Origin of the sequence: Klebsiella grimontii, assembly GCF_900200035.1 — a bacterium.
Lineage (GTDB): Bacteria > Pseudomonadota > Gammaproteobacteria > Enterobacterales > Enterobacteriaceae > Klebsiella > Klebsiella grimontii.
Window position 1 is genome coordinate 57,886 of record NZ_FZTC01000019.1, and the last position, 17,624, is coordinate 75,509.

A 17,624-nucleotide genomic window follows, 5' to 3' on the forward strand; every position below is an offset into this window, starting at 1 on the left:
GTCAATCCCGGCGGATAAGCCGGACAACCGTGCTTGAAGGACACAGACATGACAGAGCAGATTACAGAGATCGATACCCTGGTGGTGGGCGCGGGGCAGGCGGGCGTCGCGATGAGCGAGCATCTGACGCATCACGGCATTCCCCACCTGGTGCTGGAAAAAAAGCGCATCGCTGAGGCCTGGCGCAGCGGCCGCTGGGATTCGCTGGTGGCCAACGGCCCGGCCTGGCACGATCGGTTTCCCGGCATGACCTTTCCCGGCTGCGACGCCGACAGCTTTGTCGCCAAAGAGCAGATTGCCGACTACTTCGCCGCGTATGCCAAAACCTTTAATGCACCGATCAAAACCGGCGTTGAGGTCTTTAGCGCAGAGCGCTTAAACGGCCGTCCGGGGTTTCGCGTGGAAACCTCGCTGGGCGTGATTGAGGCGCAGCGTATTGTCGCCGCCACCGGGCCGTTCCAGCGCCCGGTGATACCGGCCATCGCGCCGCAGGATAGCGCAGTGGAGCAAATCCATTCCGCGCACTATTTCAATCCGCAGCAGCTTGCGGAAGGCGGCGTGCTGGTGGTTGGTGCGGGATCGTCCGGCGTACAAATCGCCGAAGAACTTCGCCGGGCGGGGCGCGCGGTGTGGCTCTCCGTCGGCGCCCACGATCGCCCGCCGCGCCGCTACCGCCAGCGCGATTTTTGCTGGTGGCTGGGGGTATTAGGCTTGTGGGACGCGGCGGCCAACCAGCCCGGTAAAGAGCACGTGACGATTGCGGTTAGCGGCGCGCGCGGCGGTCATACCGTTGACTTTCGCCAGCTGGCGCACCAGGGGATTACCCTGGTCGGGCAAACGCACGGCTTTACCGAGGGTAAGGCGGTGTTCCGCGACGATCTGGCGGACAACATTCGTCTCGGCGACGCTTCCTATCTGGCGCTGCTCGACGCTGCGGATGAGTACATTGCCCGCAACGGACTGATCCTGCCGGAAGAGCCGGAAGCGCGCTTCTTCCTGCCTGACCCCGATTGCCTGACCCAGCCGCTCGCCGAACTCGACCTGGCAAAAGCGGGCGTGCGCAACATTATCTGGGCCACCGGCTACACCACCGATTACCGCTGGCTGAAGGTTAACGCCTTTAATGAACAGCAGCGCCCGCAGCATCATCGCGGCGTTTCCAGCGAACCGGGCGTCTATTTCCTTGGCCTGCCTTGGCTCTCCCGCCGTGGCTCAACCTTTATCTGGGGCGTCTGGCACGATGCGAAATATATTGCCGATCAGATTGCCATTCAGCGCCAGTATCAACGCTACCAACCTTCCTGCTAACGCCTGATTTGAGGACGCGACCTATGCCAACCCATACCCGTATTCGGATGTTTAACACCAAAGAAACCTATCCCAATCAGACGCTCAATAACGATCTGTGCCAGGCGGTGCGCGCGGGAAATACCGTGTACGTTCGCGGCCAGGTGGGTACCGATTTTGACGGTAATTTGATCGGCCTGGGCGACCCGCGCGCCCAGGCGGAACAGGCGATGAAGAACGTTAAACAGCTGCTGGAAGAGGCCGGCAGCGATCTGACGCATATCGTGAAAACGACGACCTATCTGATCGACCCGCGCTACCGCGAACCGGTGTACCAGGAAGTGGGGAAATGGCTCAAAGGCGTGTTTCCCATTTCGACCGGCGTGGTGGTGTCGGCCCTCGCGCAGCCGCAGTGGCTGATGGAAATTGACGTCACGGCGGTGATCCCTGACGACTGGCATGCGCAGGAGGCACCATGACCCTTTCAATTTCCGCCCTGTGCCCGGAGTCGGGTCAACTGGGCATTGCGATTAGCTCATCCAGCATTGCGGTCGGCGCCCGCTGCCCGTGGCTGCTGGCGGGCGTTGGCGCGGTGTCCAGCCAGAACATCACGCTGCCCGCGCTCGGACCGCAGATCCTTGCCGGGCTTGAGGCGGGGCTCACGCCGCAGCAGGCCCTGACGCAGGCGCTGGGCGAAGACCGGTTTAGCGATTATCGCCAGGTGGCGGTCATCGACGCCAGCGGCGAGAGCGCCGTGTTCAGCGGCGAACATACGCTCGGCATCGGGCGGGTGGCGCAGGGTGAGAACTGCGTGGCGGCGGGGAATATGCTGGCCAACCCGCAGGTGATTACCGCCATGACGACGGCGTTCGAAGCCGCCACCGGCGAACTGGCCAGCCGCCTGATTGCGGCTCTGCAGGCGGGCATTGATGCGGGCGGCGAAGCCGGGCCGGAGCACTCGGCGGCGCTGAAAGTGGTGGAGGATTACGCCTGGCCGGTGGTGGATTTACGCGTCGACTGGGCTGAGGATCGCCCGGTAGCGGCGCTGGAAGCGCTGTGGCTGGCCTATGAACCGCAGATGGAAGCGTACATCACCCGCGCGCTGGACCCGCGCGAAGCGCCGACCTACGGAGTGCCGGGCGATGAGTAACCGCCTGCGTGAGATCCTCGGGCAGCTGCTGGCGTTTGATACCACCAGCCGCGAGTCGAATCTGGCGCTGATTGCCTGGATCGGCGACTTTCTGCGCGCGCGCGGCGTGACGTCGCAGCTGTTTTATGACGACGAAGGGCGCAAGGCGAACCTCTATGCCCGCCTTGGGCCATCCGGCCCCGGCGGGGTGATGCTCTCCGGTCATACTGACGTGGTGCCGGTGGATGGCCAGGCGTGGACGGTGCCGCCGTTCGCCCTTACCGAACGCGACGGGCGCTACTACGGTCGCGGCAGCGCGGATATGAAAGGATTTATCGCCTGCGTGCTGGCGTCGCTGGAGGCGTTTCTGACCGCGCCGCTGCGGATGCCGCTGCATCTGGCATTCTCTTATGATGAGGAAGTTGGCTGTCTGGGCGTGCGCAGCCTGGTGGATTTTCTCCGCGCCTCCGCCGAGAAACCGGCGCTGTGTATTATCGGCGAGCCGACCGACATGCGCCCAGTCTATGGGCATAAAGGCAAGCTCGCGGTGCGCTGTCGCGTGGAAGGCCACGCCTGCCATTCGGCCTACGCCCCGCAAGGGGTTAACGCGATTAGCTACGCGGCGAAGCTGATTTACCGGCTGGATGCGCTGGGCGAAAGCTTTTCGCAGCACCTGGACCGCCGGTTCTCGCCGCCGTCAGGCACGCTGCAGGTGGGGACGATCCGCGGCGGCGAGGCGCTGAATATCGTTCCGCAATCCTGCTGGTTCGACTTTGAAATTCGCTATTTACCCGGTACCCGTCCGCAGGTGGTCACCGACGCCCTGGGCGATTATGCCCGCGAGCAGCTGCTTCCGGCGATGCGCAAGGTGGCGCAGTGCAGCGACATTCATTTCCAGACGCTGAGCCACTATCCAGGTCTGCTGAGCGACCCGCAGTCAGCGTTCGCCCGCTGGCTGGCGCAGTGGTGCGGCAGCGATGATTTCACCACCGTCCCCTACGGCACCGAAGGCGGCCTGTTTGACGAGGCGGGCGTCGCGACGCTTATCTGCGGGCCGGGCAGCATGGCGCAGGGCCATAGGGCGGACGAATATATCAGCATCCCACAGACGGAACGCTGTCTGGCCATGCTGGATAACCTTTGCGCCTGGATGCGCGCCGATCCCTCCGATTCACTTCGCTGATTTATCAACACAGGATGGCGACTATGCAAAACCCGAATTCCTCGCTTATTGATCAACAGACCGTCGACCGCTGGCAGACCGACGGCGTCGTGCTACTCAAAGGCGTGTTCACGCCGTGGATAGACAGCCTGTCGCGCGGCGTCTCCGCGCTGATGGCGAACCCCAGCGAATATGGCCATGCGCGAACGGTAATCCCGGAAGACGGTTCGGCGCCGTTTTTTCAGGACTATTGCAACTGGCAACGAATCCCGGAATTTCGCGATTTCGTTTTTCAGTCGCCGGCGGCGGAGATCGCCGCGGTGCTGATGGGGTCGCAGACGGCGAAGTTTTTCCATGAGCACACGCTGGTGAAACAGCCCGGCGGCAGTACGGTGACGCCATGGCACCACGATCAGCCCTATTACTGCGTGGAAGGGCGGCAGAACGTGAGCCTGTGGATCCCGCTCGATCCGGTAGCGGAGGAGATTTCGCTGCGCTGCATTCGCGGTTCCCATCGCTGGGACGATGAGTTCAGCCCAACGCGGTTTAACGGTTCAAAGCTCTATTCCCACTCGCGTTTTAAAGAGCTGCCGGATATCGATGCCCATCAGGAGGATTACGATATCGTTAGCTGGGCGCTGGAACCGGGCGATGCGGTCGCTTTTCATTTCCGCACGCTGCATGGCGCCAGGGGTAATTCAAGCGCCCGCGCGCGGCGGGTATTTTCCGCCCGTTGGGTAGGGGATGATGCGACATTCGCCGACCGCGGCGGCGTGACCTCACCGCCGTTTCCGGGGCTTAAGCTTCGCGACGGAGAGCCGCTTGTCGCCGATGAGTTTCCGCTGGTCTGGCCGCGGTAGCGGGCCCAGACCACGTTGCGGATAGCGGTTTTCACTCACTGACTGAGGGGATTGAAGCCCATTCCCTCTTTTATTTTTTCAACATTCGCTCTGGGTGTCAGTTTTTCTATTAAAGTCACTGCCAGATTGAGAGCGGTCGCCGCTATGTTGATATACAGTTTATGACGTCAGCCGATAGTGCGACTGCACCAGTCCCGAAGGAAAGCTACGGCTTGATAACAGAGTCAAATCGATATCCTGGTCAGGGAACCGAACAGCGGTTTTCCCGAACCGAGCAGGACAGGAACGGTAGTGATAATCATATCGGCGACCAGCCCTTCGCGCAGGAACGACTGTATTACTTTCCCGCCATCTATATAGACGCGATGCGCGTTCTGTACCGTCAGGTCAGCAAGCACTTCCCCTGGCGTGCGGCTTGAGAACTGCACTTTGTCCTTCAACGCCTCGGGCACGGCGGTCGCGGTTAGCTGTCGGGAGAGAACCAGCACGGGGCGATCGTAAGGCCACTGGTCAAAGGTCAGCGCCTTCTCATAGCTGCCCCGACCCATAACGATCCAATCTTTGTCCGCGATGAATGCGGCATAGCCGTGATCTTCTGTCGGGTCATCGCGCTGCAACAGCCAGTCGATATCGTCATCCTGTCGGGCGATATAACCATCAAGACTGACCGCGATAAAAACATGTGTGGTGACCATCAAGTGCTCCGTATACAGCTTGTATTTATGCCGTTGAGTTTAGGGATGTTAGCGATAATGACCTACTCCCTGTAGGAAAACGTAGCATAAGAGCCGCAACGTCCCCTTAGTGGATTAAGGCACAATGGAAACGCTGGCGGATAACCCTGCCACCAGCTCAATCCCCTCTGGTATCTTATCTAGCTGGATACGGACGGGGACACGCTGCGCAAGCCGCACCCAGCTGAAGGTGGGATTGACATCCGGCAGTCCCAGCCCGCCCGTCGCGTCATTGTTATCGTCGATCCCCCGGCCGATACTCTCCACATGCCCGGTAATGAGCGGGTCAAACCCCATCAGCGAAATGCGCGCGGCGCTGCCGATGCGAATATGACGCAGCTTGGTCTCTTCAAAATAGCCCACCACCCAGAAACTGTGCGCATCGACCACGGCGACCTTTGTCTCTCCCGCCGTGGCGTAATCGCCGGGGCGAAGCCGAAGATGCGTGACGTAGCCGGCAACCGGTGCGCGCACCGTCGCATGGGATAAATTCAGCTGCGCCAGTTCCAGCGCCGCCAGCGCCCCCTGGTAATTGGCCGCCGCGACGCGCGCTGCGCTGCCTGTTTGCTGGATGTCCTCGCTGGAAATGACCTCTTTGATAAGGGCGCGTCGCCTGGCCGCATCCTGGCGCATCACCATCTCATGACGCTTTGCCTCGACGTCGGCCTGCGCGCTGAGCACTGCCAGCTTTAGCCAGCGCGGGTCGATGGCGTAAAGTACATCGCCACGGTTAACCCACTGATTATCCCGCACCGCTACGCTGGTTACCGGCCCGGAAACGTCCGGCGCAATCTGCACCACATCTGCCCGAACGCGGCCATCGCGCGTCCAGGGCGTCTGCGCATACTGTTTCCAGAAAATAAACGCCACGAAAGCCGCCACCGCCACTGCGATTAACGTCAGCGCGTAACGGCCGAGCAAAGAGAGTAAAGATTTCATGCGAATAACCCCAGTGTGGTCAGGCCCTGCAACAGCAGGAAAAAGGTCACGATATAGGTTGAGACATCAAGCAGCGGGCGTAAGGGCAGACGGCGGTACAGCCTGCTGACAGAGAAAAGCGGCACGAGTAACAGCGTACAGACCAGGGCAATGAGCGCGGTCAGCAGCAGTCCGGGGATAAAAACCCCTCCGATATTGATGTCATTGATCATGCGTCGGTTCCTCGTTCTGCGCCCGCAACGCGCAGTGCAGATCGACCAGCCTGTCGACAAACTGGCGTGAATGTTCATCCGTCGCGGGCAAGCAGCGCTCCGTCATGGCGGCAATGCGCTCGCGTAAGGCTTCGGTCTCCGTTGTGCGGGTAAGGGGATAAAGCACCTCGTGGATATCGCTGCCGGCGGGCGTTTCGCAGCGGCGCAGGCGCATTACGCAGAGGCCAAGGCGCAGAAAGCGCAGCAGGTGTTCAAGCGCCCGCGCGGATGACCGCCCGCTGCGCGGCAAGCGCGGCAGCAGCAAGGCGGCCCGGTCGATCATCAGATTGGTCCAGTGCGTTTCATCGCCTCTAAACGCGTCGTTCACGCTGCGGCGAATATCGCGTTGGCACAGTTTCAGCAGACGGTTTATCGCCGCGTCCGCCTGCACGGTTTGCAGCAGACTCATGCCGATAACCGCAAAGCCGGTCGCCAAAAACAGGGCGATCGCGGTGTTGGCCGCCTCGGCAAAGTCGCCGCTGTAGCGCGCGCCCAGCTCGCAGAGCACAGGTAGCGTCAGGGTGATCCCCATCGCCATAAAGGTGGTGGGGGGCCGCGCCTGTAGCGATCCGGCAAGCAGATAGGCCGGGGCAAGCGCCGCCGCCAGTACGGGGAAGTCGCTGAGCGGAGGAAGCAGGGCGAAGCTATAGAGCAGGCTTATTACGACGCCCCAGAAAGAGCCGATAATGTATTTCACAATATGCGGAGCCGGGGTGTCGAAACTGCCAAACAGCGTGCAGCAAACCCCCAGAATCGACACCGCCGTGCCGCCATCCGGCCAGGCGGAATAAATCCATGCCAGACAGCCGCTCAGGATGATGACAAACGCGCCCAGCGCCGTTCGGGCGGCACTGAGGGGATCGCGATGGAAAACGTATCCTTTCGCCGCACGGTCTTCCGCCTGCATTGTTGCGGGTCTGGCGTGATGGATGGCCTCCGAAAGTCGCCCACACTGCTGCAGGAGGGCAATCGACTCAGCGAGGTAGCGTAAGAAATTCACCTGCAGCGCATCTTCAAAGGTCAGCGCCTGCGCGGCGTACCGCTGCGCTAACCGCTCGCCGCGTTGCTGTAGCGCATCGGCTGCGCTGTTGCATTTTCCGCTATCGTCGCAGGTCAGCCAGGCCTGAACATCATTCAGCAACGTCCGCGTATCAGCGGGCATCAGCGCGATCGCCTGCAAACGATCGCGTAATTCAACATTGACAATGACTAACCGCGCCAGCCGGTCATGGAGCGCTTTCCTGGCCTGACGGACCGGTACCGAAAGAGCGAAATCATACGGGATGTGGTGGCTGATGCCCTGCAGAAACTGCAGCGCCAGCGCCAGATGCAGCGGTTCTGACTGTGCGTCGGACTTGCCTGCCAGCGTGTCGGCAATCCGCTGCCGCGCGGCGTCAAGCGTCTGCGCTAATTTGCTGTTGAACACCCCTGATATCCGGGTAGGCAGAATGTAGCGGTGAATCAGCGCGGCGCAGACGATACCGATCGCGATCTCCTGTACCCGGATGATGGCGATGTTAAACACCGTGCCTGGGTCGGCGACGGCGGGAAAACCAATCAGGCTTGCGGTGTAACCGGCCAGCACAAAAGCATAGGCGCGAGGCGTGCGTTCAAGCAGGGACAAATAGAGGCAGAAGGTGATCCAGCCTGTCAGCATCACGCTGCATAAAATCGGCGTATTCACAAACGTGGGCACAATCAACACCGTGGCCCCCGCGCCGGCCACGGTACCCGCCAGGCGATAGAGGCTCCTGCTCAGGGAGGCGCCCACCGAGGTTTGCGACACGATATAGACGGTAATGATGGCCCACGAGGGGCGTTCAAGGCCAATCGCCAGGGCGAGGTAATAGGCGAGCATCGCGGCGGCAAAACTCCTGACCGAATAGAGCAGGGCATGGGCGTCGCTTAGCAGCGCGGGCGTGGCCATGCGGCCTGGCCAACGGCTTATCGCGTGCAAAAAATGGCTGTGAGGGGAAGTTAATTTATTCATGGCGGGAATTATTCCCGCTTTGCGTACGTCCTTAAATACCCTATTCTGTCAAAAAATACCTAAATGTTGCCAATGAGATGCCATCCAGACTCGCCCATACCCTGTTTGATCCCGATAGTACGCCGAGCCCGGCCGTCGCGCGGCATATCGATTTCGTTGATTACGCGGCAGAAGTGCCGGTTCATACTCACCGCAAAGGCCAGCTGATCGTGGCCCTGTACGGGGCGGTGATTTGTCGCGCGGAAAATGATATCTGGATAGTGCCGCCAGACTGCGCGGTGTGGATCCCCGGCGGGATCCCGCATAGCGCCAAAGCGACCTGGAATGCGCATCTCAACTATTTGTTTATTGAACCCGGCGCCGCCGCGCTGCCGGAGAAATGCTGCACCCTGGCGATTTCGCCGCTGATTAAAGAGCTCGTCGACCGCTTAACGAATGAGGAGGTTGATTACCCGGCGGAGAGCCACGTCGGCCGATTGATCAGAGTGACGCTCGATGAACTTACCGCCATGCCGCAGCAGAAATTAAGCCTGCCGGTTTCGGCGCACCCTAAGATCCGCGCCATGGCGGATGCGCTGGTCAGCCACCCAGAGGATCGCAGCACCTTTAAAGTTTGGGCAAAACGGCTGGCGCTCAGCGAGCGCTCATTAGCCCGCCTGATGCTGCGTGAAACCGGGCTGACCTTCGGGCGATGGCGTCAGCAGCTGCATTTGATTATTGCCCTTCGGGAGCTCGCAAGCGGGGTATCGGTGCAAAACGTGGCGGCTAGTCTGGGCTATGAGTCGGTCAACGCGTTTATCACTATGTTCAGAAAAACGATGGGCAGCACGCCCGCGCACTACTTTGCCGGTCGAAGAGCGACAGAGCCCGCAGTGATGCCCATCTTTGAAAAGGCGTGAGGCGAAGCTGGCAGTAAGCCGCCAGCCAAAATGTTCGGGGTAGGGACTGCAACGGGGTTAACGCTGCGAGCGTAAACCTTTTTCCGATAAGGGCGCTGATTGCAGGCGTAACCCCTGCGTTTGCGCGCAGCCGATGCTGCGACGCCATGCGCCGGGCGCCTGGCCAAACTGACGCTTGAAGCTGCGGTTGAAGGACTGCTGGGAGTCAAAGCCCAGGGCAATCGCCACGTTCAAAATCGGTTCGTCGCTTTGGGCTAAACGCTCAACCGATTTTTGCAGCTTTTGCGCGCGAATATACTCGGCGAGAGGATAGCCGGTATGCTCTTTGAATATCCGCTGCAGGTGCCATTTGGAATAGCCGGCTCGCCTGGAGACGGTGTCAATGTCCAGACGGCTATCAAGATTGTTGTCGATCCAGCCGAGTAAATCGTGAATGAATGCGCCAGTGTTCATCTTGTCTCCTCCACGCAGCGTCTTAAAGAGCATCTTTATCTGTTGTATTTAAAGGTGGCCCGTTTTTGAATTAATTGCAAGTTTTATTGTTGCATTTAAATCCCCGGTGAAAACGCGCCTTTTTCCAGTGCCAGGAATAGCACATAAAGTGCAACAATTATTCTTGCACTAAATTTAGCGCCTTCCTACAATCGCCGCGATAGTGTATTCGCAATTGTTACAGTTTTGTGGCGATGAACGTCACAAATGGCCTTAAGCCAGCCCGGACAAAGGAAGTGGTGCGGCGTCTTCCGCTGCGTCTTGCCCGGCGGCTACCAATACCGGAATAAAAATAATGAGCCTGCAAAAAACCTGGGGTAACTTTCATCTGACTGTGCCGGGCGTGATGTTACTCTCCGCGCTCCTCGTCGGATGCGATGAGGGAGTCGCGCAAAACGCCGCGCCGCAAGCGCCCGCGGTCAGCGCCGCTGACGTGGTCGTTAAATCCATCAGTCAGTGGGATAGCTTTAACGGTCGGATTGAAGCGGTGGAAAGCGTTCAGCTCCGTCCCCGCGTCTCCGGCTACATTGATAAAGTGAATTACACCGACGGTCAGGAGGTGAAAAAGGGCGAGGTGCTGTTCACTATCGATGACAGAACCTATCGCGCCGCGCTGGAACAGGCGCAGGCGACGCTGGCGAGAGCCAAAACCCAGGCCAGCCTGGCGCGAAGCGAGGCTAACCGTACCGATAAATTAGTCAATACCAACCTGGTTTCCCGCGAAGAGTGGGAGCAGCGCCGTGCGGCGGCCACCCAGGCGCAGGCCGACATCCGCGCCGCGCAGGCGGCGGTCGACGCCGCGCAGCTTAACCTGGATTTCACCAAAGTGACCGCGCCTATCGATGGCCGCGCCAGCCGCGCGTTGATCACCAGCGGTAACCTGGTCACCGCCGGCGACAGCGCCAGCGTACTGACCACGCTGGTATCGCAGAAGACGGTTTACGTCTACTTTGACGTGGACGAGTCGACCTACCTTCACTATCAAAATCTCGCCCGCAGCGGGCAGGGCGCGTCGAGCAATCACCTGGCGCTCCCGGTGGAGATTGGCCTTGTTGGCGAAGAGGGCTACCCCCATCAGGGTAAAGTGGATTTTCTGGATAATCAGTTAACGCCGAGCACCGGTACGATCCGGATGCGCGCGCTGCTGGATAACGCCCAGCGTCAGTTCACGCCGGGGCTTTTTGCCCGCGTCCGCCTGCCGGGCAGTGCCGAGTTCAACGCCACGCTTATCGATGACAAAGCGGTGTTGACCGATCAGGATCGTAAATATGTTTATGTCGTTGATAAAGAGGGTAAAGCGCAGCGTCGCGATATTACGCCGGGGCGTCTGGCGGACGGTCTGCGTATCGTGCAGCAGGGGCTGAAACCTGGCGATAAAGTCATCGTCGATGGTTTACAAAAAGTGTTTATGCCGGGGATGCCGGTTAACGCGAAAACCGTGGCCATGACCGCCAGCACCGCCCTTAACTGATCCCTTATCTGAGAATCCGACCCATGGACTTTTCCCGCTTTTTTATCGACAGGCCGATTTTCGCCGCGGTGCTGTCGATTCTGATTTTTATCACCGGATTAATCGCCATCCCGCTGCTGCCGGTCAGCGAATATCCTGACGTCGTGCCGCCCAGCGTGCAGGTGCGCGCGGAGTATCCTGGCGCCAACCCGAAAGTGATCGCTGAGACCGTGGCGACGCCGCTGGAAGAGGCGATCAACGGCGTTGAAAACATGATGTACATGAAATCCGTCGCTGGCTCCGACGGCGTGCTGGTGACCACCGTCACCTTCCGTCCGGGTACCGACCCGGATCAGGCGCAGGTCCAGGTGCAAAACCGGGTATCGCAGGCCGAAGCGCGTCTGCCGGAAGATGTGCGGCGTTTAGGGATTACCACCCAGAAGCAGTCGCCGACGCTGACGCTGGTGGTGCATCTGTTTTCGCCCGGCGGTAAATACGACTCTCTGTATATGCGTAACTACGCCACGCTAAAAGTGAAAGATGAGCTGGCGCGCCTGCCCGGCGTCGGCCAAATTCAGATTTTTGGCTCGGGCGAATACGCGATGCGCGTCTGGCTCGATCCCAATAAAGTGGCGGCGCGCGGGCTGACCGCCTCGGATGTGGTGACGGCGATGCAGGAGCAAAACGTCCAGGTTTCCGCCGGGCAGCTTGGCGCCGAGCCGCTGCCGAAAGAGAGCGATTTCCTGATCTCCATTAACGCCCAGGGGCGCCTGCACACCGAAGAAGAGTTTGGCAATATTATTCTCAAAACGGCGCAGGACGGCTCGCTGGTGCGCCTGCGCGACGTGGCGCGTATCGAAATGGGCTCCGGCAGCTATGCGCTGCGTTCCCAGTTGAACAATAAAGACGCGGTCGGGATTGGTATCTTCCAGTCGCCGGGGGCGAACGCGATCGATCTCTCGAACGCGGTGCGCGCCAAAATGGACGAGCTGTCGAAGCGTTTCCCGCAGGATATGCAATGGGCGGCGCCTTACGATCCGACGGTGTTTGTTCGCGACTCCATTCGCGCGGTCGTGCAAACGCTGCTGGAAGCGGTGGTGCTGGTGGTGCTGGTGGTGATCCTGTTCCTGCAAACCTGGCGCGCGTCGATTATTCCGCTGATCGCGGTGCCGGTCTCGGTGGTGGGGACCTTCAGCATTCTTTATCTGCTGGGCTTCTCGTTGAACACCCTGAGCCTGTTCGGGCTGGTACTGGCTATCGGCATCGTGGTGGATGACGCCATCGTCGTGGTGGAAAACGTCGAGCGAAATATCGAGGAGGGGCTGGCTCCGCTTGCCGCGGCGCATCAGGCGATGCGTGAAGTGTCCGGGCCGATCATCGCCATTGCGCTGGTGCTGTGCGCGGTGTTCGTGCCGATGGCGTTTCTCTCGGGCGTGACCGGTCAGTTCTACAAACAGTTTGCGGTAACGATCGCGATTTCCACGGTGATTTCGGCCATCAACTCGCTGACGCTCTCTCCGGCGCTGGCCGCGCTGCTGTTGAAGCCGCACGGCGCGCCGAAGGACTTCCCGACCCGGCTTATCGATCGTCTGTTCGGCTGGATTTTCCGTCCGTTTAACCGCTTTTTCCACCGCAGCTCGAACGGCTATCAGGGGTTGGTGGGCAAAACGCTTGGACGACGCGGAGCGGTGTTTGCTGTGTATCTGCTGCTGCTCTGCGCCGCGGGCGTCATGTTTAAAATCGTCCCCGGCGGGTTTATTCCGACCCAGGATAAGCTGTACTTAATCGGCGGCGTGAAAATGCCGGAAGGTTCTTCGCTGGCGCGCACCGATGCGGTGATCCGCAAAATGAGCGAAATCGGGATGAATACCGAAGGCGTGGACTATGCGGTCGCGTTCCCGGGGCTCAACGCGCTGCAGTTTACCAACACGCCGAATACCGGGACGGTCTTCTTTGGCCTGAAGCCGTTCGACCAGCGTCATCATTCGGCGGCGGAAATTAACGCCGAGATTAACGCCAAAATCGCGCAAATCCAGCAGGGCTTTGGCTTCTCGATTTTGCCGCCGCCGATTTTAGGACTGGGTCAGGGTTCCGGCTATTCGCTGTATATTCAGGACCGCGCCGGCCTTGGCTACGGCGCGCTGCAAAGCGCGGTGAACGCGATGTCCGGTACGATTATGCAGACGCCGGGGATGCATTTCCCGATCTCAACCTACCAGGCTAACGTTCCGCAGCTGGATGTGCAGGTCGACAGGGATAAGGCGAAAGCGCAGGGCGTGTCGCTGACCGATCTGTTCGGTACGCTGCAAACCTATCTGGGCTCCTCTTATGTCAATGACTTTAACCAGTTCGGGCGTACCTGGCGCGTGATGGCGCAGGCCGACGGGCCGTTCCGCGAAAGCGTGGAAGATATTGCCAATTTGCGCACCCGCAATAATCAGGGCGAAATGGTGCCGATCGGTAGTATGGTGAATATCAGCACCACCTACGGACCGGACCCGGTGATTCGCTACAATGGTTATCCGGCGGCGGATCTGATCGGCGACGCCGACCCTCGCGTACTCTCTTCCTCGCAGGCGATGACGCAGCTTGACGAGATGTCTAAACAGATACTGCCGAACGGGATGAATATTGAATGGACGGACCTGAGCTTCCAGCAGGCCACCCAGGGCAATACGGCGCTGATCGTCTTCCCGGTGGCGGTACTGCTGGCATTCCTGGTGCTGGCGGCGCTGTATGAAAGCTGGACGCTGCCGCTGGCGGTGATCCTTATCGTACCGATGACGATGCTCTCCGCGCTGTTTGGCGTCTGGCTGACCGGCGGCGATAACAACGTGTTCGTGCAGGTGGGGCTGGTGGTGCTGATGGGGCTGGCCTGTAAAAACGCGATTCTGATCGTCGAGTTTGCCCGCGAGCTGGAAATGCAGGGGAAAGGGATCATGGAAGCGGCACTGGAAGCGTGCCGTCTGCGTTTACGCCCGATCGTGATGACCTCCATCGCCTTTATCGCCGGGACCATCCCGCTGATCCTCGGCCACGGCGCGGGCGCGGAGGTCCGCGGCGTCACCGGGATCACGGTGTTCTCGGGGATGCTGGGCGTGACGCTGTTTGGTCTGTTCCTGACCCCGGTGTTCTATGTGACGCTGCGTAAATTCGTCACACGCGGCAAAGCGGTAAAGGACGTTTCGCCAGCGTAGGGAGCGGCAGATAACAAAAAACCGCCTTCACAGTGAAGGCGGTTTTTTTTGCGCTGAAGGAAAATTAATGAGCTTCTTTATACTTGGCGATAAGTTCAGGCACCGGATCGCACCCGCTGGTATCGGCTTTTTTCACTTCTTCCAGCGCGCTTGCCACGGTGTGGCGCGCCAGTACCTGTAGTGAAGCCTGCTCCGCTTCATCGGCGATAGATTTGAAGTACCAGCATGCGTTCGCGCTGACCACGCAGCGGGCAGGGACGTCAGGACGCGACGCCCACAGCTTTTTATCTTCGATGACGGAGACGTAGATATCGCGCAGGGTGATCTCTTCCGCCGGGCGGCCAAGATGAATAGAGCCGTTGCGGCCAAGGGTAGAGACGATAATGCCGTCACGGGTGAGAGGAACCATGAGTTTGCGGATAAAGCTCGGGTTCGCTTCCAGACCGTAGGCCAGAATCGCACTCGTTGAGCGTTCACCCAACTGCTCCGCCATTGCTACGCTGAGAACCATCTGCAAAGCTGTCGGGAAGCGGTAATCTAACATTTTCTTATCCTGGGTAGCGGTGAATCTTGTTCTTTTTGGCACCGCAGAGGTGAGTAAGCAATAAACAAACAATATACCAAATACGGTAATTTTTTTGAAGCAATCTGCGCTATGCCTGCGACTTAAAAAAGCGTTTCCGACCTGTACTGGAGGTTGGCGTCGCCTCCTTCCTGTCCCGGCCAAGGCGGTAAATAATGAAGAGGGAAGAGGGGTATGATGCGAACCGAACGTGGTGCTGTTCAGGTGCCGGCCGCAACAGGATCGGCAAGCATGGCATCGACAATATCCAGCATTGCCCGCAGGCGATCCATATGTCGGAGATCAGAGTGATACCCGACCCATATATCTTTGGATGGCGGTGGCGTCGGCGTGCCAATGCGCTGCAATCCGGAGAGGGCATCGCCAAGAGGCTGCGGTAGCACGGCCATCCCCATTCCCCGCTGACACATCTGCGCCTGAACGGCCCGACTGGTACTGGTGAACACCCGCCGCGACAGGGGGAAGCCGTCAAGCAGCCAGGCAACATCAGAAAAGTGAGATTGCGCCGTATTCATCAAAATAAGCCCCACGGCGGCCGGATCGTGCTGCACCGTCTGCGCGGTTTCCGCTGTTCCATACAGCGCATAGGGCATACTCATCAGGCGGCGCTGGACAATATCCGGTTCGGTAAACGGGACGATGCGAAACGCGATGTCGGCATCGCGGCGCGACAAATTGAGCAAGCGGTAGCTTGCAATGACTTCCGGCACAATGGCCGGGTGGCGGCGCGTCAGTTCGACAAGCACCGGGGCCAGAACATAGTTAGCGAACCATTCTGCTGAAGATATCCTTAATATCCCTTCAAGTCGTTCATGATTCCCCGCCAGGCGTCGTTCCATTGCCAGCGCGGAGTTTTCCATCGCCTCAGCCAGCTTAAGAACTCTGTCGCCGGCGTCCGTTAGCACCAGACCCTCCCTTGTACGGCGGAACAGCGCCTGCTGGGCTTCATCTTCCAGCGCTTTTATCCTGCGTCCTACCGTCGGATGACTCACGCCAAGGCTTCGCGCTGCCTCACCGAAGGAGCCTTGACGAAGGACTGCAAGAAATACCCGGACGTCTCCCCATTCCATTTCATGGTCTCACCGTTCAAAAATGAACATCAAATATACAAAAGTGTCAGTTCCAAAACAACTTTGTAGGTATCACTATTGCCTCCTCGACCTAACCCTATGGAGTGTTCTATGTCGACCCATCGCATCACGCAAGCTGAGCCGCGCCGCTGGGCCATGTTCGTCATTTTGCTGGTCGGCGCGTTTTTGCCGCCGCTCGATTTTTTTATCGTCAATGTTGCGCTGCCTGCCATCCAGAGCGAGCTGGGCGCCTCTTTCTCCGCCGAACAGCTGGTCATTTCATCCTATGCGGCTGTGTATGCTGTCACCCTCATTACCGGAGGCCGCCTGGGCGATATTTATGGCCGCGGCAGGATGTTTTTCCTTGGGCTTATCGGTTTTGCTGCTGCATCGTTATTGTGCGGTTTAGCCTGGTCACCGTGGGTGCTGATTATCGGACGCATTTTACAGGGTGCCACGGCTGCGATTATGGCCCCCCAGGCGCTGGCTTCCGTGCAGGCCATTTTCCCGGAAGCGGAAAAACCGTTCGCGCTGAGTCTGTATGGCGCAGTGTTTGGCCTGGCCTCCGTTATCGGCCAGGTATCAGGCGGCATTCTGATCTCAGCGAACCTGTTTGGCCTGGGATGGCGGACTATTTTTCTCGTTAACCTGCCGGTGGCGCTGCTGGTCATCCTCTTTGGCGTGCCGCTGCTGAAAGAGACGCGGGCGCAATCTGCACAGCGGCTGGACCCCGTCGGCACGCTGCTGACAACCGTGATGCTGAGCGCGGTGATTGTGCCGTTGACTGAAGGCCGAGAGGCAGGGTGGCCGTGGTGGACGTGGCTGTCATTGCTTGCTTTCCCACTGCTGGCCCGATTGTTATGGCGCTATGAGGATCGGCTTAGCCAGCATGGCGGTTCGCCGCTACTTAATCCTGCCGTGTTGCGCGCGCCGGGACTGGGCCAGGGACTGGCGATCGTATTGCTGTTTTATTCCATCGGCGCCTTCTTTCTTTTATTTTCCATTTATCTACAAGGCGCGTTGCATTTGAACGCCCTGACCGCGGGCCTGATTTTTCTGCCCTTTGGCGTCGGCTTTCTGATCGGACCGTTGCTGACGCCTTATCTCAGGCGCTTGGTTGGCAATTACCTGAGCGCAATCGGGATGGGATGCGAGACCTTAGGGCTGGCAGGTCTTGCAGGGGTCATTGCCAATACGCCGACGGGCAGTTCTCCCGCCGCGTTGCCGCTCGCCCTATTGCTTTTTGTTACCGGTCTCGGCCAGGGGCTGGCGATGCCAACGCTGGTCAGAATGGTAACCGGCCGCGTTGCGCCGGCGTTTTCGGGAATGATTGCCGGCGTGACCAGCTCGGCGCTGCAGCTCAGCACGGCGCTGAGCGTCGCGGTGATTGGCGGCCTTTTTTACAGCATGTTGGACAACGGGAAAAGCGCGGCGAATATCACCCAGGCTTTTATCGTCGCGCTGGCGGCGATGTCGCTCTGCCTTGCCGCGGGCGCCGGGTTAAGTTTCCGCCTTCTCCGGCGCTCTTCGGATTGGGACCGGCGATAGCGCTAAAAAAATCCACGCCGGGCGTGGATTTTA

At 59.5% G+C, this 17,624-nt stretch carries 15 protein-coding genes and 1 pseudogene; 9 read left to right on the forward strand and 7 right to left on the reverse strand.

Annotated features, from left to right (window positions below; all coding sequences use genetic code 11):
- The first annotated feature begins 48 nt into the window (after window positions 1-48).
- From KOSB73_RS15035 to KOSB73_RS15055, 5 genes are read left to right on the forward strand one after another with little or no spacing between them, the layout of a single operon-like run.
- Window positions 49-1,308 carry a flavin-containing monooxygenase gene (locus tag KOSB73_RS15035; protein ID WP_064410621.1) on the forward strand — a complete coding sequence of 420 codons (1,260 nt, stop codon included), beginning with the start codon at window positions 49-51 and terminating at the stop codon, window positions 1,306-1,308.
- Between the two features lie 23 nt (window positions 1,309-1,331).
- Entirely contained in the window at window positions 1,332-1,766 is a 435-nt protein-coding gene (locus tag KOSB73_RS15040; protein WP_004139129.1) for a RidA family protein, read from the forward strand.
- Window positions 1,763-2,437: a DUF1028 domain-containing protein gene (locus KOSB73_RS15045; RefSeq protein WP_004139127.1), complete on the forward strand. Its 675-nt coding sequence runs from the start codon at window positions 1,763-1,765 to the stop codon at window positions 2,435-2,437. The genes KOSB73_RS15040 and KOSB73_RS15045 overlap by 4 nt, the downstream gene beginning before the upstream one ends.
- Window positions 2,430-3,599: an acetylornithine deacetylase gene (gene argE, locus KOSB73_RS15050; protein WP_049103154.1), complete on the forward strand. Its 1,170-nt coding sequence runs from the start codon at window positions 2,430-2,432 to the stop codon at window positions 3,597-3,599. Before KOSB73_RS15045 ends, argE begins: the two co-directional genes overlap by 8 nt.
- 23 nt (window positions 3,600-3,622) lie before the next feature.
- Window positions 3,623-4,438, forward strand: a complete 816-nt coding sequence (locus tag KOSB73_RS15055) for a phytanoyl-CoA dioxygenase family protein (RefSeq protein WP_049103155.1) — start codon at window positions 3,623-3,625, stop codon at window positions 4,436-4,438.
- 159 nt (window positions 4,439-4,597) lie between these two features.
- Here the strand turns inward: KOSB73_RS15055 and KOSB73_RS15065 are convergent.
- The 4 genes and pseudogenes from KOSB73_RS15065 to KOSB73_RS15080 form a co-directional block, all read right to left on the reverse strand.
- A pseudogene (locus tag KOSB73_RS15065) lies at window positions 4,598-5,133 on the reverse strand (dihydrofolate reductase family protein).
- Between the two features lie 114 nt (window positions 5,134-5,247).
- Window positions 5,248-6,111, reverse strand: a complete 864-nt coding sequence (locus tag KOSB73_RS15070; RefSeq protein ID WP_098140635.1) for an efflux RND transporter periplasmic adaptor subunit — start codon at window positions 6,109-6,111, stop codon at window positions 5,248-5,250.
- Complete coding sequence (locus KOSB73_RS15075) at window positions 6,108-6,323, reverse strand: DUF1656 domain-containing protein (RefSeq protein WP_004121021.1); 216 nt, start codon at window positions 6,321-6,323, stop codon at window positions 6,108-6,110. Before KOSB73_RS15075 ends, KOSB73_RS15070 begins: the two co-directional genes overlap by 4 nt.
- Window positions 6,313-8,352 (reverse strand): FUSC family protein, encoded by a 2,040-nt coding sequence (locus KOSB73_RS15080; RefSeq protein ID WP_098140636.1) that lies wholly within the window; start codon window positions 8,350-8,352, stop codon window positions 6,313-6,315. The genes KOSB73_RS15075 and KOSB73_RS15080 overlap by 11 nt, the downstream gene beginning before the upstream one ends.
- Before the next feature lie 77 nt (window positions 8,353-8,429).
- On the opposite strand from KOSB73_RS15080, the gene KOSB73_RS15085 reads away from it, so the two are divergent.
- Window positions 8,430-9,251, forward strand: coding sequence for an AraC family transcriptional regulator (locus KOSB73_RS15085; RefSeq protein ID WP_098140637.1), 822 nt, complete (start codon window positions 8,430-8,432; stop codon window positions 9,249-9,251).
- Window positions 9,252-9,308: 57 nt separating this feature from the next.
- Here the strand turns inward: KOSB73_RS15085 and KOSB73_RS15090 are convergent, their stop codons facing one another.
- Complete coding sequence (locus tag KOSB73_RS15090; protein WP_098140638.1) at window positions 9,309-9,704, reverse strand: helix-turn-helix domain-containing protein; 396 nt, start codon at window positions 9,702-9,704, stop codon at window positions 9,309-9,311.
- 334 nt (window positions 9,705-10,038) lie between these two features.
- On the opposite strand from KOSB73_RS15090, the gene oqxA reads away from it, so the two are divergent.
- Window positions 10,039-11,214, forward strand: coding sequence for a multidrug efflux RND transporter periplasmic adaptor subunit OqxA (gene oqxA / locus KOSB73_RS15095; RefSeq protein ID WP_049086395.1), 1,176 nt, complete (start codon window positions 10,039-10,041; stop codon window positions 11,212-11,214).
- A 23-nt stretch (window positions 11,215-11,237) separates the two neighbouring features.
- Window positions 11,238-14,390 carry a multidrug efflux RND transporter permease subunit OqxB gene (gene oqxB / locus KOSB73_RS15100; protein WP_024358323.1) on the forward strand — a complete coding sequence of 1,051 codons (3,153 nt, stop codon included), beginning with the start codon at window positions 11,238-11,240 and terminating at the stop codon, window positions 14,388-14,390.
- Between the two features lie 64 nt (window positions 14,391-14,454).
- Here the strand turns inward: oqxB and oqxR are convergent, their stop codons facing one another.
- Complete coding sequence (oqxR, locus tag KOSB73_RS15105; RefSeq protein WP_004121015.1) at window positions 14,455-14,934, reverse strand: efflux pump transcriptional repressor OqxR; 480 nt, start codon at window positions 14,932-14,934, stop codon at window positions 14,455-14,457.
- Window positions 14,935-15,173: 239 nt separating this feature from the next.
- Entirely contained in the window at window positions 15,174-16,043 is an 870-nt protein-coding gene (locus KOSB73_RS15110) for a LysR family transcriptional regulator (protein WP_049131852.1), read from the reverse strand.
- A 111-nt stretch (window positions 16,044-16,154) separates the two neighbouring features.
- Here KOSB73_RS15110 and KOSB73_RS15115 point away from each other — a divergent pair, with 111 nt between their 5' ends.
- Window positions 16,155-17,591: an MFS transporter gene (locus KOSB73_RS15115; RefSeq protein WP_082237224.1), complete on the forward strand. Its 1,437-nt coding sequence runs from the start codon at window positions 16,155-16,157 to the stop codon at window positions 17,589-17,591.
- Window positions 17,592-17,624: the final 33 nt, after the last annotated feature.

Excerpts from the sequence above, each read along its gene's own strand:
- oqxB (WP_024358323.1), top strand. The coding sequence starts at position 11,238 with ATGGACTTTTCCCGCTTTTTTATCGACAGGCCGATTTTCGCCGCGGTG.
- KOSB73_RS15080 (WP_098140636.1), bottom strand. The coding sequence starts at position 8,352 with ATGAATAAATTAACTTCCCCTCACAGCCATTTTTTGCACGCGATAAGC.
- KOSB73_RS15075 (WP_004121021.1), bottom strand. The coding sequence starts at position 6,323 with ATGATCAATGACATCAATATCGGAGGGGTTTTTATCCCCGGACTGCTG.
- KOSB73_RS15110 (WP_049131852.1), bottom strand. The coding sequence starts at position 16,043 with ATGGAATGGGGAGACGTCCGGGTATTTCTTGCAGTCCTTCGTCAAGGC.
- oqxR (WP_004121015.1), bottom strand. The coding sequence starts at position 14,934 with ATGTTAGATTACCGCTTCCCGACAGCTTTGCAGATGGTTCTCAGCGTA.
- KOSB73_RS15055 (WP_049103155.1), top strand. The coding sequence starts at position 3,623 with ATGCAAAACCCGAATTCCTCGCTTATTGATCAACAGACCGTCGACCGC.
- KOSB73_RS15045 (WP_004139127.1), top strand. The coding sequence starts at position 1,763 with ATGACCCTTTCAATTTCCGCCCTGTGCCCGGAGTCGGGTCAACTGGGC.
- KOSB73_RS15090 (WP_098140638.1), bottom strand. The coding sequence starts at position 9,704 with ATGAACACTGGCGCATTCATTCACGATTTACTCGGCTGGATCGACAAC.
- KOSB73_RS15085 (WP_098140637.1), top strand. The coding sequence starts at position 8,430 with ATGCCATCCAGACTCGCCCATACCCTGTTTGATCCCGATAGTACGCCG.
- argE (WP_049103154.1), top strand. The coding sequence starts at position 2,430 with ATGAGTAACCGCCTGCGTGAGATCCTCGGGCAGCTGCTGGCGTTTGAT.
- KOSB73_RS15040 (WP_004139129.1), top strand. The coding sequence starts at position 1,332 with ATGCCAACCCATACCCGTATTCGGATGTTTAACACCAAAGAAACCTAT.
- KOSB73_RS15115 (WP_082237224.1), top strand. The coding sequence starts at position 16,155 with ATGTCGACCCATCGCATCACGCAAGCTGAGCCGCGCCGCTGGGCCATG.
- KOSB73_RS15070 (WP_098140635.1), bottom strand. The coding sequence starts at position 6,111 with ATGAAATCTTTACTCTCTTTGCTCGGCCGTTACGCGCTGACGTTAATC.
- KOSB73_RS15035 (WP_064410621.1), top strand. The coding sequence starts at position 49 with ATGACAGAGCAGATTACAGAGATCGATACCCTGGTGGTGGGCGCGGGG.
- oqxA (WP_049086395.1), top strand. The coding sequence starts at position 10,039 with ATGAGCCTGCAAAAAACCTGGGGTAACTTTCATCTGACTGTGCCGGGC.